Genomic DNA, 16,678 nt, shown 5'->3' on the forward strand with positions numbered 1-16,678 from the left:
AAGTGCCATGATTTTCACAAATTTTCAGTATTTATTCACATAAATCATTGAGGATGACCTGATCTAAAATATATGTAAAAGTGTAAAGTTACATTGATCTTGCGATATTCATAAGATATAATAACGAATGATTATAAGAAATTTATAGAAAACATACATAATAAAGGAGAAATAGGATGGAAACAAACATAACAGAACCACACATTCTAGAAAAGAAGCATCCTGAACTAGCAGGCGTAGGCTATCGTTTTCTTGCACATCTTTTAGATGGTATTATCATCGGCGTACCATATTCTTTTGTCATGTTTATTTTGGCAACACTCTTTTTTGTCTCAAGTCCTGAGGCAGCAATGATGATGGATGACGACAGCTATTACTATTCAACAACTGTTATGACCGATGAGGACTGGGCAGTGATTATGGGACTTATCTTTTTCTACATAGGAGCGATCTTGGTCGGTATCGTGGTGACATGGCTTTATTACGCCATCATGGAATCATCAAAACTGCAAGGAACGCTTGGTAAGATGGCTCTTGGGATTAAAGTAACAAGAGTAACGGGTGAAAAAGTGACATTCGGCCGAGCAACAGGCCGCTTTTTTGCAAAAGGCTTTTTGTCTCCAATCTTATACATTGGCTACATCATTGCCTTTTTCACAGAGAAAAAACAAGCACTTCACGATTTAATTGCAAGTACCATTGTTGTGAAGAAATAATGAAAAAAAGCACCTCTGCCCAATCGTAAGAGGTGCTTTTTCTATAGATTGCTTGTATGGAAGAGGGACGTATGACATAAAATAGAAAGATAGTGGAAAATTAGGCAGGGAAGGGAGACAAACGATTGAAAACAGGGAAAAAGACCATGCAGAAAAAAGGGGCAGGCTTCGGGCTGTTTTTGACAGCACCCATTTTGGCCTGGGCATTGTATGACTTTGCAAATACGATATTTTCATCGAATATGATCACCATTTTCTTCCCGTTCTACTTGCAGGAAACGATCGGAGACAGTGCAAGAATGGATCAGATCGCTAGTACATTTATATCTTATGCAAATGCATTAGCCAGTTTTTTTCTTGTCATTTTCACACCATTATACGGAGTCCTGATCGATCGTACAGGAAAAAAGAAGCGCTACATCACAGTGTTTACTCTCATATGTATAGTTTGTACGTTTTTGATGGGGATCATTGCTGGAATTGATATCTCAAGCGAATGGTTTGGGCTGCCTGTCTCTTTATTAGTCGTGGTCACCTTATTTGTGATCGCAAAATTCTTCTATCACTCGAGCCTAGTGTTTTATGACACCATCCTGCCCGATCTTGGGACAAAGGATGAAATACCGCTTATTTCTGGATTTGGCATTGCCGTTGGTTATTTAGGGACACTCGTCGGTCTCTCAGTTTATTTACTTATTGGCAATGACCAATTTCATGAAGCATTTATTCCGACAGCACTTTTATTCTTTCTCTTTTTCCTGCCATTTCTCTTTTTTGTAAAAGACCCTCATCCACTGCCGCAACAAGAGAAAAAGGCGTCATTTTTCAGCGGGTATAAAGAAATTATTCGCACGTTTAAAGAGATGAAGCATTACAAGCCGGCTTTTATCTTTATGATCGCTTTCTTTTTTATGAATGATGCCCTGCAGACAGCGATTGCGATGATGGCTGTGTATGCCAAAATCATCATTGGCTTTACCGCTGGGCAATTTATACTCCTTTATCTTGTGTCGACTATTTCAAGTATCATTGGCTCCTTTTTATTTGGATATATCACAAAAGCGATTGGGGCAAAGCGCTCAATTACAGTCGTGTATGTGATTTTGATCGTTGCTCTGATTCTGGCTGTGACAGCCGCAACAGAATGGGTCTTCTGGGTGGCTGGCAGTTTATTTGGAATTTCACTCGGTGCAAGCTGGGGAGCATCACGAATATTGATTATCGAGCTGACACCGAAGGAAAAGAGAGGACAGTTTTTTGGTCTCTTCGCATTCTCAGGGAAGGTGTCGTCCATTATTGGTCCCATTATTTATGGGTCAGTCACTCTGCTGTTTGCAGAGCACGGAAATCTCGCAAGTCGCCTTGCACTAGGGTCTTTACTCATTCTTGCAGCGATAGGACTCGTGATTCATCAATTCGTACGAGAGAAAGCGTAAAGAAACGTCAACTTTTTACCTATGCTGCCGATATAAAAAGTACAATCTTATATTGAAGAATAGAGGGATTTCCGTGGCTTTAAACAAACAAGAAATTTTACTTGACTCTGGTACCAATGAATTGGAAATTGTGAAGTTTGAAATTGGTTCAAATCAATTCGGCATTAACGTCATGAAAGTAAGAGAAATCATTCAGCCGGTTGAGGTGACGGTAGTACCGCACTCTCACCAAGATGTAGAAGGGATGATTAGTTTACGAGGCGAGATTTTACCAGTCATCAATCTATTTTCCTTTTTTAATGTCGAGTCAGATCAGTCAGAACAAGAGAAATATATTGTGACTGAATTCAACCAACGGAAATTTGTGTTCCATACAGGAACGGTATCACAAATTCACCGCGTCAGCTGGGAAGAGATTGAAAAGCCAACTGCACTCAATCAAGGGATGGACCGTCATTTAACCGGTATCATTAAGCTTGATGAGAAAATGATTTTCCTTCCAGATTACGAGAAAATCATTTATGATATTGAATCCGCTTCTGGCGTAGAAACGTATCATATGTTTGACGGTGAGAAAGACGAGAGAAGAACAGGGAAGAAGCTTTATGTCGTTGAAGACTCTCCGCTTCTCATGCGTTTATTAACAAATGAATTAACCGAAGCAGGCTATAAAAACATTGTGACCTTTGAAGACGGGAAACAGGCATATGACCATGTCATGGACCTTGTCAGCAAAGGAATTACTGTGACAGAAGAAATTGATATGATTATTACGGATATTGAAATGCCTAAAATGGATGGTCACCGATTAACGAAACTGTTGAAGGAAAATCCTTTAACGAGTTCCATACCGATTCTCATCTTCTCTTCGTTAATTACTGAAGATTTGCGCCATAAAGGGGAAACAATCGGTGCAGATGATCAAATTAGTAAACCAGAAATTCATCAGCTGATTGAAAAAGTCGATCACTTTATTATCTAAAGGAAAAACCACTCGTCATGAGTGGTTTTTTGTTTAAAAATAACTTTCCCCGAGTCGTTTGAAGACGGGCTTTGTATAATGTGATTTTTGTTTTGTGGCGGTAGGTTTTTCTTTTAAACCGACATACGTTTGAAGCAGCTGCTTTGCTCGGTTTAATGACATATTCGCTTTCGGATTGCGATATGATTGATTTAAATTTCCTAAGTGTGGCAAAAATTCGAAGTCTTCTTTAGTTGGTGGCAGGTGAAAATAATAATCTCCAATTTCAATCAGCACGTCGGACTGTTGTTGACTATATTTGGGATTGTTAGAGAAATGTAGGCCCACTTTTCTTCCTTTACCTTCTTGCAATAGTTTTTGCAGCGCACGTTTTTTCAAAAGATAAAGAAACTTGGGATTTGGTGCGGTTTTAGCATGGCGGTTAACAGTATAAATGGCTTTTGCGATGTTTTCTGCTGTAGGTTCTATGTCTTTAGTATGAGCATAATCGTCCATTTTTTCTCTCCTTTGTCTTTCGTCTTTCTGTGCTTAGTATAAATTATACGTTTTTATTAGTAAATTGCAAATAGACTTATTGTAAAAAGTGATAGGATTCCTATCCCTCTTATGTACAATAGCCATTCAGGAAGGTTCTAAAACGTGGGTGAAGATAAAAATGGCAGAAAGGTCAGCAAAGACACTAGCATCTATCCAATTTGATTTTTCTTCTATCTGCTTCAGGTGGAAAGAATGCGGCGTATTTAAATTTATATATGCTAAAGGTGTCGTATATTCATCACATAACTTGTGATGGTGCCATTGGTGTTAATGGACAAAGAAGAAGAGACGTTCATTGCAAGAAGCGCAGAATAATTGACTGAGTCAAATATATATGAAGTGAACTATTAGTTCATGATAACTACCTATTTTAAATAAATGGGTAGTTTCTCAATTGTATTCATTTTGCATTTGAGACTTTACCATATGCCAGACAACATGTCGAACATATGGTTTCATCATAAGGTCTATTTCTTATGACTTGAATAAGCGCAATAGAAGCAACCATTAAAATCAGTTTCATTCGTCATTTTTTTAGCTTCATCAATGGCGCTCTCGCCACTCATGTGCAGACCAATCAATTTACGGCTTGCAGCATCACCTAAAAATGCACAATCTTCTGTATGTACAACATACTGACCTTGATCATCTTTTGTATGAATAAAATAATAACTTTTTAGCATACCTCTCACCTCCAACCTGACTATACTACTATAAAATTCCCAAAGATGTAAAGATTTTTAATTAAAAATACTGCGATTTTATACACGTTCCTTTTATGTCATAAAAAGAAAAATATGTTATTAAATAAGAAGAACAAATTCTATGAGAACAGAAAGGACTGTTAAGATTGAAAGCTATTTTAACTCCTTTATTGGTCGCATTTGTCGTTGGATGCATTGTGTACGTGATAGATGACCAGCCGATTCATCCTTTGCTTCTATTTCTCATCCTATTTATTAGCATTTATGCAGTTGAAAGAATCATTCATTTTGCTTCCAATCATTTCGAAGAACAAAAAAATAAGCGCCGTTGTGTTTCAGAGCCATACAAAAAGGACTTTCTATAGAAGAAAGTCCTTTTCGCTTCATTTATTGTGCTCCCTGACCTTTAAGTTCACGCTGCACGTCTAAGTCGTCAGCTTCTCTGCTGAACTTTGGCAGTGTAAAGAAGTAAAAAAGGAAAACGAGTAAAATAATAACGCCCATTCCGTAATAAATATAAGAAACGTTTGTAATGAGTTTTGGAAATAGTACCGCAATCAAACCTAATGTCATGGATTGAGCAAACATGGTAAGTGGATCAACCCATCCTGACACACGTCCCATCAGACGAGGGTGGACGATTCTCGGCAGCCAGCCGCCAATGACAATGTTGACCGGTCCAATGCATGTACCAATGACAAATGATGTGACATAAAACAACCATAGTGTATGGGTGGAACCAAGTACAAAAATCAGAATGCCTGCAACCAAAATTGGAAGTGACATGAGATATTGCATCTTTACTTTCTTAGCGAGAACAGAGCCCATTAAGCTGCCAACAAGCAGGCCTGCACCGATCGCGATTGTAAAGAAGGATGTATGCAGTTCAAAATGATCCGGTGAAAGACCATATTTCATTGTAAACATCGGAAGTACAGCAAATGCGCCATTGACTAGACCAAAAACAAAAAAGCCGAAAATTAAAGAAGCCAATAATTTATTTTTTATAATGTAAAGAATGCCTTCTTTAAAATCTTTTAGAGACGTTTTAATGGTCATACCTCTCCAGCCTGCTTGTCCATTTGGCTGACGTGCTTCAATTGGAATGTTACATGAACGAATCAGGATGCCTGACACAATAAAACTGATCAAATCAATGGTAATGGCTCCGTGAAGTCCAATTGTCTTATACATAATCGCACCGATTCCAACACCAAATACCATGAATAAACTAAACAGCATTTGATTTAAACCAGCGGCTTTTGCATATTGATCTTTATTTAAAATCGCCTGAACGAGAGAGGCTTCAGCTGGATAGAAGAACTTCGTAATGGCACTTCGTATAAATAAGATCAAGAAAATAAGAGGAAGTGAATTGAAATAAATAACGATGAATAAAACAATCGTCAGCCCAGCTCGTATCCAATCGCAATTCTCTGCGACTTTTTTACGATCAAAACGATCTGCTACGACACCGACCATAAAAAAGACAAAGATCGTTGGAAGTGAATACATGAGCTCTGCTAATGTGGCATAGGCGGGCTGATGACTAAAATGATCGAGCAAATAAAAGGCAAACGCCATATTGCCTACTGTTGTCCCCATTTGCGAAGCAAGTGCTGCAAAAAAGAGACGAACAAAATTTCTGTTTTTAAAAATATCCATAAATACGCTCCTTAACCTGAAGATCCCACTTTATATCATATAAAATTTTAAGCATTCATACAATTGATTTCTCCTACTGGCTAATGGTCACAGGTGTTCCATTTGGAACGAGTGAAGCAAGTTCGATGACATTCTGATTATACATACGAATGCATCCTCTAGACACAGCTTTACCAATTGAAGAGGGGTTATTCGTACCGTGGATGCCGTAATGAACTTTCGAGAGGCTCAGCCAATAGGCGCCAAAGGGACCTCCTGGGTTTGGCTGTCTGTTCACAATATAATAAGAACCTGTCGGCGTCATATTTAAAATTCTTCCTGTTGCAATCGGATACGATCGAATCAGCTCTGATCCAGAAAACAAGACGAGACGTTTCCTAGAAATTGAAACAGAGATGCGGTAAGGGATCGTATTAGGATCGGGCAGACCAGGAATGATGATGACCTCATTTTGTACCGGTTCTTGACCTTGAAGTGAAGGGTTTGCAGCCTTTAAGGCATCTGTTGTTGTTCGAAAATCAAGCGCTATAGAAGAAAGCGTTTCTCCGCGTTTTACCGTATATCGCAGCACCAAAGGACACTCCTTTTGCTCAAATAAAAGCAGCCATGATGCCCGTCACTTGATATATATATGGACGGAATCAGGCTAAGGAAGGTTTCTCCTAACATTTGTCATGAGAAAGATCTTTGATTATCTATATGCAAAAAGAAGCGGTTTGGCTTCTGTCTAAATGCGAGAAGAGAGGGTGAAAAAGGTTAATTCAGGTTTGGCTAAGAATCGAAGCGGCAGTCTTGTTGTCCCAAGGCCGCGGTTGACATAGATGCGGTGCTGATAACTTCCGTATAAACCTTCCACATATGTATGGCCGAAAGGTGCTGTGAGAATGGGTCCATAGAAAGGAAGCTGCACCTGTCCGCCATGGGTATGTCCAGAAAGCTGCAAGTTAATGGGGGTTGTATTCAGCTCCAATGCTGCATCAGGCTCATGTACGAGCAGCAAGGTAAATAAATCAGATGATACTTCCCGCTTCATTAGGTCATAATCCGGCACACTCATCATCAAGTCATCCATAGTAGCAATCTGAATATGCGCCCCTTCTTTTTCTAATGGAAACACATCATTTTTACATATTGTAAAGCCGCAAGCTTTCATCGTATTCTCATAAAGATCAATGCCAAATGGTCCGTAGTCATGATTACCGCATATCGCAAGCTTACCAAACGGGGCATGGAGCTTAGTCAAATAGACTTTCGCTTTTTCATGCTCTTCAATCGATGCTTGAAAATCAACGAGATCCCCAGTGAATACAATGAGGTCTGGAGACTCAGCGTTGATTTGCTGGACGACGGATTCTAATTCCTTCGCAGGAAATGTATCACTTAAATGAACATCACTAAATTGAGCGATTTTAAACTGGTCAAATGAAGCTGGAAGCTGAGCATCCCGAATGGTCATTGACACGGTATCGATCATGCGTGGTTCGATGTATCTGGCATATCCGTACCCACATGTTGTAGCTAAAAAACCGAGAATGCTCGCGCCGGCTGCTCCTTTTAAAAACTGTCTCCGAGAAAGTTGCTTCATATAAGACTCCTTTATAAATAAAATTAAGTATAGCATCATATTTAAAGAATCTCCCATATGGTGCATCTAGGGTCAATCATGATATGATAGAAAATAATGAATGAATAGTCATTCAAAACCACAGAGGGGGAGAACAAATGACGAAACAAACAGTGATTGTCACAGGAGGATCAAGCGGAATGGGGAAGGCGATGGCTGTCCATTTGGCACATGAAGGCTGGAATGTTGTGATTACTGGAAGAACAGAAGAAACGTTAGAAAAAGCGGCAAATGAAATAAAACAAAATGGCGGCTCGATCGCTTACTTCCAAATGGATGTGCGAAACCCAGAAGATGCTGATCAAATGGTCAAGTTTGCCGTAGATACATTTGGCGATGTGGATGCTCTCATTAACAATGCTGCAGGAAACTTTTTAGTTCCAGCAGAAAAACTCTCTCCTAACGGCTGGAAGGCTGTCATTGATATTGTATTAAATGGAACATTTTTTTGCAGTCATGCAGTGGGCAATTACTGGATTCGTCAAAAGAAAAGCGGAAGTATGGTCAATATGGTGGCGACCTATGCATGGGGTGCTGGTGTAGGTGTGGCGCATTCAGCGGCAGCAAAGGCAGGTGTTTTATCTCTCACTCGAACGCTTGCAGTGGAATGGGGAAAGCAATATCGAATTCGCGTCAATGCCATCGCGCCAGGTCCAATTGAGAGAACAGGCGGTGCGGATAAACTATGGGAATCGGAAGAGGCAGCGCAAAGAACATTAGATAGTGTTCCTCTTGGCAGACTGGGCACACCAGAGGAAATTGCAGCGCTTGCAAGCTTTTTATTATCTGAACAAGCGTCTTATATAAATGGAGATTGTATCACAATGGATGGGGGACAATGGCTCAATCAATCCCCATTTTGAATGACGATGTAAGACCTGCTTTTGATGTGTTATAATCACACAAAGAGAGAAGCAGGTGATGAAAATGGTCGATCCATTGGATATTTTAACGAATATTGAAGATGTTTTCCCGCACTATCAAGCGATATTCAGTGCGGAAGAGCAAAAAGTGATAGGCTATGAGATTTTAGGAAGAATGAAGCTCGAGTCTGAAACAGTTAGCCTAGGCTCCTTCTTTACGGATTCATCTATTCCTGACGAATATAAAGTGGAAGTAGATCATAAAGTACTGACGCAAGCACTTGATCTTTTCACAACAGCAGATGATGATTTGCTCATTTTTATTAATCATGATGCCAATATCCTGATGCTTGATCATGGTGAAAGCTTTTTAGAACTCTTGAAGCAATATGAAGCAAGGGGCATTCAGCTTAATCGGTTTGTTATCGAATTTACAGAGCATACGTTTAGCGGCGATATTGAACAGCTTTACCATACGTTAACGTATTTTCGTACATATGGTATTAAAATCGCCATCTCGAATATTGGAAAAGAAAGCAGCAATCTTGACCGGATTGCCTTGCTCTCACCCGATCTATTAAAAATAGATTTACACGCATTAAGGGCATCGGCTCCTTCACCTTCCTATGAATATGTCTTGTACAGCATTTCATTGCTTGCGAGAAAAATAGGGGCGGCTTTAATTTATGAAGACATTGAAGCAAATTTTCAGTTGCAATATGCTTGGAGAAATGGCGGCAGATACTTTCAAGGATTCTATCTTCACGAGCCGGCGGCGGAATTAATCGACCGTAATAAACGAAAAGATCAGCTGAGAGAAGAATTCCAGCAATTTATTGCTCATGAGAAAAAGAAACTACAAACTGTCTACGAACATTCTGAAACATTTTATAAACGAATTCACCAAGCTGTCACGACCTTAAAAAAATCATGCAGTACAAATGATGAACTCATCCAAAAGCTGGCATTAGAATTAACGGATTGCAGCTTTCGGATATATATGTGTAATGAAGAGGGATTTCAAATCACTGGAAATGTGTTTAAAAAAGAAAAAGAATGGCTGTTTCAGCCTGAATATATTGAGAAAAACTGGAGCTGGCGTCCTTATTTCCTAGCGAATATTCTCCAAATGAGAATGAGCGGGAAAGGATTTTTCAGTGATATATATAGCGATTTAGAAACTGGTGAGAGGATACGTACGTTTTCTTACCCGTTAGAGGGAGATATGTATTTATTTATAGATCTTCCGTATGCCTATTTATATGAGCAAGATGGATTAATTTAAACGCACAGAGTGAAGATTATATTAGCCATTTATTAACAATCAAAGCAGCCTTTTAGGCTGCTTTTTTTGATTGAAAAAAAGAAATAAAAAATGGTTGACAATGAAACTGATAATCATTATCATTTAGTTATAGAGAGAAGCTACTCTCTGTTCCCCAACCCCTCTATCAGATCAAGATCCAAAAAACTTGGCGCTACCCCCGCCAAGTTTTTTTTGTGCTTTTCATCTTCGCCTCATGCATAGGACAGCCCAATCACTCCATACATCTTAAGTGATGACAGTTAGACGGTAGGAGGGAACGTCATGATCAAACGTGACAAGCGGCTGCTGATTGATTTGCCAAGGCCAGATCACCCAGATGCAAATGGTGCTGCTGCTGTGCAAGAATTACTCGGCGGAAAATTCGGTGAAATGTCCACATTAAATAATTACATGTTTCAATCCTTTAACTTTAGAGGAAAACGAAAACTCAAACCGTTTTATGACCTCGTATCCAGTATTACGGCTGAAGAATTCGGTCATGTAGAACTTGTGACAACAGCAGTGAATCTCATGATTACAGGGACCACCCATGGCGGAGATCCAGATACGACACCGATGAAAGCGGCTGTCGATAAACGAAATACACAGCATTTTATTCAAACGGCTCAAACAGGCTATCCGTTTGATTCCATGGCAAAACCTTGGACCGGAGAGAATGTGTTCTCAAGCGGAAACCTGATTCTTGACCTCCTTCATAATTTCTTCCTTGAATGCGGGGCTCGTACGCACAAAATGCGCGTATATGAAATGACAGATCATCCTACAGCAAGAGAGATGATCGGTTATTTACTTGTGCGAGGCGGTGTGCATGTTGTGGCATATGCAAAGGCGCTTGAGGTAGCTACAGGAGTAGATGTAGGGAAAATGCTCCCGATCCCAAACCTCGACAACAAATACTTTGATTCAGCAAGGAAATTTGAAGAACAAAATATTCATACAAAACTGTACACATTTAGTGATACGGATTACAAGGATATCAATAAGATTTGGAAAGGCAGCCATCCGATTGATGGAAAACCGCTCACAGTGATTGAGGGAACCCCGCAAGGAGCACCTGTGCCAGATTATAGAGAATTACCGGAAGAGTTTGCCCCAGGCATTTCCAAAGAGGATTTTGACGAAATTGCCAAACGGCTGATGAGATCTGCGGGTTTATAAAAACATGGTGCATGAGATCAGAAAAAAGACTCAAACTAAAAAAACAGATTCTTTTTCTTTTTTTGAATTCAAGAGGAAAAATATCATCTGAGAACACTTTATGGTATGATGCTTTGTAGGACTTGTGTATAATCAATACGGGTTCATCTTGAGTTGTTTTTTTGAAAGGAGTCTTTTTTTAGAATGTCACAATTAATGGGTATCATTACAAGGCTGCAAAGTCTTCAAGAGACAGCAGAAGCTGCAAACGAACCGGCACAGCGTTATTTCGAAGTGAACGGTGAGAAAATCTGTAGTGTTAAGTATTTCGAAAAGAATCAAACGTTTGAATTGACTGTTTTTCAACAAGGGGATAAGCCAAATACTTTCCCATTTGACAACATTGATATGATTTCGATTGAGATTTTTGAGCTTCTACAATCCTAAGCTGAATCGTATGAAATGTTTTTTCTAAGAATTCCTTCGTTGATTGCGGAAGCATACACTTCATAGGTGATAAGCAAAAGGAAGATGATCATTCAGCGCAATATTCGGATAAGAGACCATTAAAAAGGAGTTCCTTTCTGTGAGTGATTCTTTTTACTACAATCTTTCTGAAGATCATTTAGCGTTTTCTGATGTCGTCATGAGAATGAAAGACTTTATTCGAAAAGACCCTAGATCCGCCTATGTGTTATCAATTGGTACGGACTCGCAGGTCAATCAAAATGTCACAAGATTTATGACTGCAATTCATCTCCACCGGATTGGCAAAGGGGCTTGGGGCTGTCTTACGCAACAAGTGATCAGCAGGCCTGTGCAAAGCCTTAGAGAAAAAATTTCATTAGAGACAGCGTTTAGCCAAAAGGTATGTGCAGACATCCTTGAGGGGCCTTTAACAGAACTGATGGATTTGCTTCTTCCCTTTGCTGAGGAAGGGGCAGACCTCCGTTTTGAAGCTCATCTAGATATTGGCAAAAAAGGAAGTACAAAAGAGCTGATTCAGGAAATGACCGGAATGATCACAGCTATGGGAATTGAAGCTAAAATAAAACCCGACTCATACGCAGCATTTTGCTATGCCAATCGATACACAAAATAAATTCCGTCATTTTTCTCCAAACCTTGTCGAAACGTGCGGTTGACGATTCGATTCTAGTTCCTTATTCTAGCTGTATAGAGAGGAAGCAGACATTCAAAAGCCTGCTAATCAATATAAAAGCATATATGAAACAGGGGGCCTGATGTTGGATGAGCGTCATCGAAAATCGTTTTAATGAAGAAGAGAAAAAGCTATTATTAAACGTATTGCTGAATCAGGAATATGCTGTCGAATTACTAAGCAGTGAGATCAATGATATAGAATGTGGAACAAAAAATGTCGATGACAATACGTATAAGCAATTGATCACATTGTATGACAGAGTAAGGTTTGAGAATTAATATTGATTGAACATTCTATTAGATACTCGGGAGCTGAGTATCTTTTTTATGCAGAAAAAATCTTTCGACAAATTTCGTTTTAGTTTATGCTTAATGGTAAAGGGGAATGTATGATTGATGATTGAGAGAAAAGGGGTCGAAGAAACATGATAGAGATAGAACCAACTCAATTGCTTGAGTCCACAGTAGCTGAGCATATGATTGATGCAGATAAAGTGGCACATGTTCAAATTGGAAATAATCTTGAGCATGCCCTATTGGTCCTTACAAAAACAGGATATACAGCCATTCCAGTATTAGATCCTTCGTATCACCTGCATGGGTTAATTGGAACGAATATGATTATGGATAAGATCTTTGGTTTAGAACGAATTGAATTCGAAAAGCTGGACCAACTGAAGGTAGAAGAAGTTATGCTCACTGATATCCCAAGGCTTAAAACAACGGATCCTGTGCTAAAAGGCGTTCACGCTGTAACGAATAATGGATTTGTTTGTGTCGTAAATGAGGAGCAAGTCTTTGAAGGAATATTTACACGACGTGTTGTATTAAAGCGCTTAAATGAAGTGATTCATGCCGCGAAAAAATGAGCTGAAGCCCAGCTTATTTTTTTTGCCTTCATAAGCTATAATTTATATAATGACTATATGGAATAAGAAAAACTTATAGAGAGAAAGGGGACGCCCATGCAGCTTCAAGAGTTACATATGCTTGTTGTGCTAAGTGAAGAATTGAATATGAGAAAGGCTTCGGAGCGGCTCTTTGTCTCTCAGCCTGCTTTATCCCAAAGATTGCAGACGATCGAAAAAGAGTGGGGTACCAAAATCTTTTTTCGTTCTCAGAAAGGGCTCACCGTAACTTCGGCAGGTGAACAGATCATTCAATTTGCAAAAGAGGTGACGGTTGAGCAAGATCGAGTGAGAGAGAGAATCGATGAACTTGAAGGGGAAATTCACGGTACACTAAAGCTTGCAGTGGCCTCCATTATTGGACAGCACTGGCTGCCGAAAGTGTTAAAGCGATATGTCGAAAAGTACCCAAATGCGAAGGTATCACTTGTGACCGGCTGGAGTAGTGAAATGCTCAAAAGCTTATATGAGGACCATGTGCACATTGGGATCATTCGCGGAAACCCTGATTGGAAGGGAACAAAGGAATATTTGATGACAGATCATTTATATTTAGTCGATTCTGTTATCAAGGACGTGGACGAGTTAATCGAGACAGAACGCCCGTTTATTCAATTTAAAAGCGACAGCACGTATTATCAGGAAATCCAGCACTGGTGGCATCAAAAATTCAAAGTGTCTCCAAAGCAGACGATTCTAGTGGACCAGATTGAGACGTGTAAACAGATGGCCTACCACGGCATCGGCTACGCCATTTTGCCTTCGGTCACCTTATACGACCACGAAAAAAGTGTTCATAAAACACCGCTTGTTGACGTGAATGGAGAACAAATCGGACGTGACACATGGCTGCTAGGCTATGAAGCTTCTTTTCAATTAAAACAAGTGCAAGCATTTGTTGGTGTGGTCAAAGAAATGCTTGAAAGTGATGCGGTGTAAGCACCTTCTTGGAAGAGGAAGGTGCTTTTTTTAGGTAAATAATCAGCTTGATTCAATTTACTTATTGTACGCATATCAAAGCAATAGATAGATGGAGCGAATCATAGAGGAGACCTCGATTTTATGAAAAACAATCAATTAATCAAAATGAACAAACCTGAATGGGGAGATCATTTGCGCGCCAGGTGGCGTGAACGTTTTGCTAGTCATCTTTCAGTTAAAGAACAAAACGATATATCAGTAGATGATTTTTTATGGCATTTATGCAGTTTTGGAATGGTTACATGCCTTGAAAAGGCTGAGGCGATAGACGCATTTCTTCAACAATCAAAGGATAAGTGCACTGTTTTTTATCAATTTGTTGACGAGGCGTATCTTTTCGAAAATGCTAGCTCTCTTTTAATCAATGATTTACCATATCAGTCTAATAATATGGATTATAACGATATGTATGTGATGGATTGGAATGAAAAATGGACATTTGTGATGACGCACGAAACGGATTATGGTCCATATTTTATTCGAATAGATGAAACGAACGAATGAGGAACCGATGATCTCTTCGATACGAAAAACCCGCCTTCCAATTGGATTGAGCGGGTTTTTCATTGGGTTAGAGTATTGATTGGTCAAAGCTTTTTTATGAAATCATTTGACAATGAAAATCATTATCATTTAAAGTGTACATATAATAATTGAAAATGATTATCATTTAGATGAGGTGACCGATAGATGAAAGCACTAATTGCATTTGCGAGTATGTCTGGTAATACAGAAGATATGGCAGCGATTATAAAGCAAACACTAGAAGGAAAAGGGATCGATACTGAGATGATGGAATTTGATGATACAAGCGCAGAGGATCTTTCTTCATACGATTATGTGTTCATCGGTTCTTATACATGGGGTGATGGCGATTTACCTTATGAAGCAGAGGATTTTTATGAAGAGGTCTCCACGCTTGAACTAAGTGACATCAAAGCAGCTGTGTTCGGATCAGGAGATTACAGTTACCCGAAGTTTTGTGAGGCTGTCCATACATTTCATGACATGCTCAAATCAACCGGTGCATCTGTGTTTCCTGAAACATTGAAAATGGAGCTTGCACCTGATACAGATGAGGATGTGGCGTGCTGTCAGGAATTTGCGACAAGCTTTTTAACATGGGCGGCGCTATCTGTGAAACGAGTTGAAAACCATGTTTCATAAAGGAGCGACGGCCGTTGCTGCCTCTAAAAACGGTGGATACTTTGTTGCTGTAAAACGTGAAGGTATTTTTCACTACAGTGTGGAGAGCGGATGGCAGCAACTGTTTAAGCTCAAGCATAAAATTCATGCCATCAGCTATATTGGACCTTATTTATTCGGTGTTGGTGAAAATGGCACAGTGATTAGATCAGGAGATGAAGGTCATACATGGGCGCTATCATCATTTCCAACAAATGCAGTCGTTTGGTCGATTACAGGACGCGAAGACGGGTTTGTGTGTGCACATGGAAAACATAGTATATATGTGTCAAATGATTTCGGGATTTCCTGGGAAATTATGAAGCCGTTTGCTCATGTGAACCATCCGCCTGTCATTCGTTCCTTATGTGCTGCAGGTGATCACCTTTATATTGGAACACAGATTCATGAGGTTCACGGAGGAGTATGGGTGTATGACTTGGAGAGTGAACAGGTTTTCCTTCTAAACAGAGAGGAGCACCGGATGACAGCTTCTATGCTGCTCTGTCAAGAGCATCTGCTTGTTTGCGCATTGGGATCAAAAAAAGGCAAAAAGGGATCTGTTCAAATTTTAGATTTACATACCAATATGCTGCATGATATTCAATCACAAGCCTTTGCTAGAGAAGAATCATTTTTGGATGTGTCAGAGGATAATGGCATTGTGTATGTGACTACTTCACAAGACGAATACGGGTTTTCTAAAGTGTATCAGCTTGATATAGAGCAAAAAGAGCTCAAATGGTTTGATACGATCAAAGGACACGGTTTTCGTGTAGCCAATCAAAATGAAAACTTTTTCTGTGCTGGTTTATATGAAAGCAAGTTTGTAAGGCCATATGAGGAGCCGGCATTGATTCATTGATAAGGAGGAAGAAAAAGTGACAGAAAAGGTTTTACTGGTGTATGCCACGATGTCTGGGAATACAGAAGCGATGGCGGATCTAATTGAAAAAGGAATAACAGAAGCAGGAGCTGGCGTGGACCGTCATGAAGCGATGGATATTGATGCAGAACTTCTCAATGATTACAAGCACATTATGTTAGGTGCGTACACATGGGGAGATGGTGACCTTCCTGATGATTTTATTGATTTATATGAAGAAATGGAAGAGCTTGATTTAACGGGAAAAGCATTTGCTGTATTCGGTTCCGGGGATACATCTTATGAGCATTTTTGCGGAGCTGTTGATCTAATCGAAGAAAAAGTGAAGGAACTTGGCGGGGACATTGTCCTGCCATCAGTCAAGATCGAGCTAAATCCAGAAGGAGAAGAAGAAGAGAAATTGATTTCTTTTGGTAAACAATTTGTTCATCTTCACCAGCAGGAAGCGGGGTAATCAGTCCCGCTTGTTTTATTTTCCATTGAAGAGTCAACTCTTTCACTTGTCATTAAAACTCTCCTTTGGTACAGTAATGAAGTATAAATTAAGAGGAGGACATACATAC

Annotated in this window: 21 protein-coding genes; 16 read left to right on the top strand and 5 right to left on the bottom strand. The window is 39.6% G+C overall.

The window, feature by feature from the left end; translation table 11 throughout:
* Positions 1-176: 176 nt before the first annotated feature.
* The 3 genes from MHI16_RS07000 (at position 177) to MHI16_RS07010 (ending at position 3,134) form a co-directional block, all read left to right on the top strand.
* Positions 177-716, top strand: coding sequence for an RDD family protein (locus MHI16_RS07000; RefSeq protein WP_058014124.1), 540 nt, complete (start codon positions 177-179; stop codon positions 714-716).
* Positions 717-841: 125 nt separating this feature from the next.
* Positions 842-2,152, top strand: a complete 1,311-nt coding sequence (locus MHI16_RS07005; RefSeq protein ID WP_058014123.1) for an MFS transporter — start codon at positions 842-844, stop codon at positions 2,150-2,152.
* Positions 2,153-2,225: 73 nt separating this feature from the next.
* Positions 2,226-3,134, top strand: a complete 909-nt coding sequence (locus MHI16_RS07010) for a chemotaxis protein (RefSeq protein WP_012009773.1) — start codon at positions 2,226-2,228, stop codon at positions 3,132-3,134.
* Between the two features lie 33 nt (positions 3,135-3,167).
* On the opposite strand, the gene MHI16_RS07015 is transcribed toward MHI16_RS07010, so the two are convergent.
* Complete coding sequence (locus MHI16_RS07015; RefSeq protein ID WP_012009774.1) at positions 3,168-3,629, bottom strand: YkyB family protein; 462 nt, start codon at positions 3,627-3,629, stop codon at positions 3,168-3,170.
* A 509-nt stretch (positions 3,630-4,138) separates the two neighbouring features.
* Positions 4,139-4,354 (bottom strand): hypothetical protein, encoded by a 216-nt coding sequence (locus tag MHI16_RS07020; protein WP_012009775.1) that lies wholly within the window; start codon positions 4,352-4,354, stop codon positions 4,139-4,141.
* 167 nt (positions 4,355-4,521) lie between these two features.
* Between MHI16_RS07020 and MHI16_RS07025 the strand changes: the two genes are divergently transcribed.
* Positions 4,522-4,740, top strand: a complete 219-nt coding sequence (locus tag MHI16_RS07025; protein ID WP_058014122.1) for a hypothetical protein — start codon at positions 4,522-4,524, stop codon at positions 4,738-4,740.
* 22 nt (positions 4,741-4,762) lie between these two features.
* On the opposite strand, the gene MHI16_RS07030 is transcribed toward MHI16_RS07025, so the two are convergent.
* The 3 genes from MHI16_RS07030 to MHI16_RS07040 form a co-directional block, all read right to left on the bottom strand.
* Positions 4,763-6,040, bottom strand: coding sequence for an MFS transporter (locus MHI16_RS07030; protein WP_058014121.1), 1,278 nt, complete (start codon positions 6,038-6,040; stop codon positions 4,763-4,765).
* Positions 6,041-6,113: 73 nt separating this feature from the next.
* Positions 6,114-6,611: a L,D-transpeptidase family protein gene (locus tag MHI16_RS07035; protein WP_058014120.1), complete on the bottom strand. Its 498-nt coding sequence runs from the start codon at positions 6,609-6,611 to the stop codon at positions 6,114-6,116.
* A gap of 156 nt (positions 6,612-6,767) precedes the next feature.
* Positions 6,768-7,625 (bottom strand): metallophosphoesterase, encoded by an 858-nt coding sequence (locus MHI16_RS07040; protein WP_058014119.1) that lies wholly within the window; start codon positions 7,623-7,625, stop codon positions 6,768-6,770.
* Positions 7,626-7,762: 137 nt separating this feature from the next.
* On the opposite strand from MHI16_RS07040, the gene fadH reads away from it, so the two are divergent.
* The 12 genes from fadH to MHI16_RS07100 all read left to right on the top strand — a co-directional run bounded on the left by fadH (position 7,763) and on the right by MHI16_RS07100 (position 16,569).
* A complete protein-coding gene (gene fadH / locus MHI16_RS07045; RefSeq protein ID WP_058014118.1) occupies positions 7,763-8,527 on the top strand; it encodes a 2,4-dienoyl-CoA reductase in 765 nt (254 codons plus the stop codon).
* Positions 8,528-8,591: 64 nt separating this feature from the next.
* Positions 8,592-9,812, top strand: a complete 1,221-nt coding sequence (locus tag MHI16_RS07050; protein ID WP_058014488.1) for an EAL-associated domain-containing protein — start codon at positions 8,592-8,594, stop codon at positions 9,810-9,812.
* Positions 9,813-10,115: 303 nt separating this feature from the next.
* Positions 10,116-11,012, top strand: a complete 897-nt coding sequence (locus MHI16_RS07055; RefSeq protein WP_058014117.1) for a manganese catalase family protein — start codon at positions 10,116-10,118, stop codon at positions 11,010-11,012.
* A 183-nt stretch (positions 11,013-11,195) separates the two neighbouring features.
* Positions 11,196-11,438: a DUF1797 family protein gene (locus tag MHI16_RS07060; protein WP_003212254.1), complete on the top strand. Its 243-nt coding sequence runs from the start codon at positions 11,196-11,198 to the stop codon at positions 11,436-11,438.
* A 139-nt stretch (positions 11,439-11,577) separates the two neighbouring features.
* On the top strand, positions 11,578-12,093 hold the full coding sequence (locus tag MHI16_RS07065) for a ribonuclease H-like YkuK family protein (protein ID WP_058014116.1): 516 nt from the start codon (positions 11,578-11,580) through the stop codon (positions 12,091-12,093).
* A gap of 149 nt (positions 12,094-12,242) precedes the next feature.
* Positions 12,243-12,434 (top strand): antirepressor AbbA, encoded by a 192-nt coding sequence (gene abbA, locus MHI16_RS07070; RefSeq protein WP_003210802.1) that lies wholly within the window; start codon positions 12,243-12,245, stop codon positions 12,432-12,434.
* 146 nt (positions 12,435-12,580) lie between these two features.
* On the top strand, positions 12,581-13,024 hold the full coding sequence (gene cbpB / locus MHI16_RS07075) for a cyclic-di-AMP-binding protein CbpB (protein ID WP_003210874.1): 444 nt from the start codon (positions 12,581-12,583) through the stop codon (positions 13,022-13,024).
* A gap of 96 nt (positions 13,025-13,120) precedes the next feature.
* Positions 13,121-14,002, top strand: a complete 882-nt coding sequence (locus MHI16_RS07080; protein ID WP_003211236.1) for a LysR family transcriptional regulator — start codon at positions 13,121-13,123, stop codon at positions 14,000-14,002.
* 123 nt (positions 14,003-14,125) lie between these two features.
* Positions 14,126-14,548, top strand: a complete 423-nt coding sequence (locus tag MHI16_RS07085; RefSeq protein WP_058014115.1) for a DUF4275 family protein — start codon at positions 14,126-14,128, stop codon at positions 14,546-14,548.
* A gap of 186 nt (positions 14,549-14,734) precedes the next feature.
* On the top strand, positions 14,735-15,211 hold the full coding sequence (locus tag MHI16_RS07090; protein WP_268467030.1) for a flavodoxin: 477 nt from the start codon (positions 14,735-14,737) through the stop codon (positions 15,209-15,211).
* Entirely contained in the window at positions 15,201-16,094 is an 894-nt protein-coding gene (locus MHI16_RS07095) for a hypothetical protein (protein WP_058014113.1), read from the top strand. The genes MHI16_RS07090 and MHI16_RS07095 overlap by 11 nt, the downstream gene beginning before the upstream one ends.
* A gap of 49 nt (positions 16,095-16,143) precedes the next feature.
* Positions 16,144-16,569 (top strand): flavodoxin, encoded by a 426-nt coding sequence (locus MHI16_RS07100; protein ID WP_268467361.1) that lies wholly within the window; start codon positions 16,144-16,146, stop codon positions 16,567-16,569.
* Positions 16,570-16,678 lie beyond the last annotated feature (109 nt).

It is taken from the genome of Bacillus sp. FSL K6-0923, assembly GCF_038630825.1.
GTDB lineage: Bacteria > Bacillota > Bacilli > Bacillales > Bacillaceae > Bacillus > Bacillus pumilus.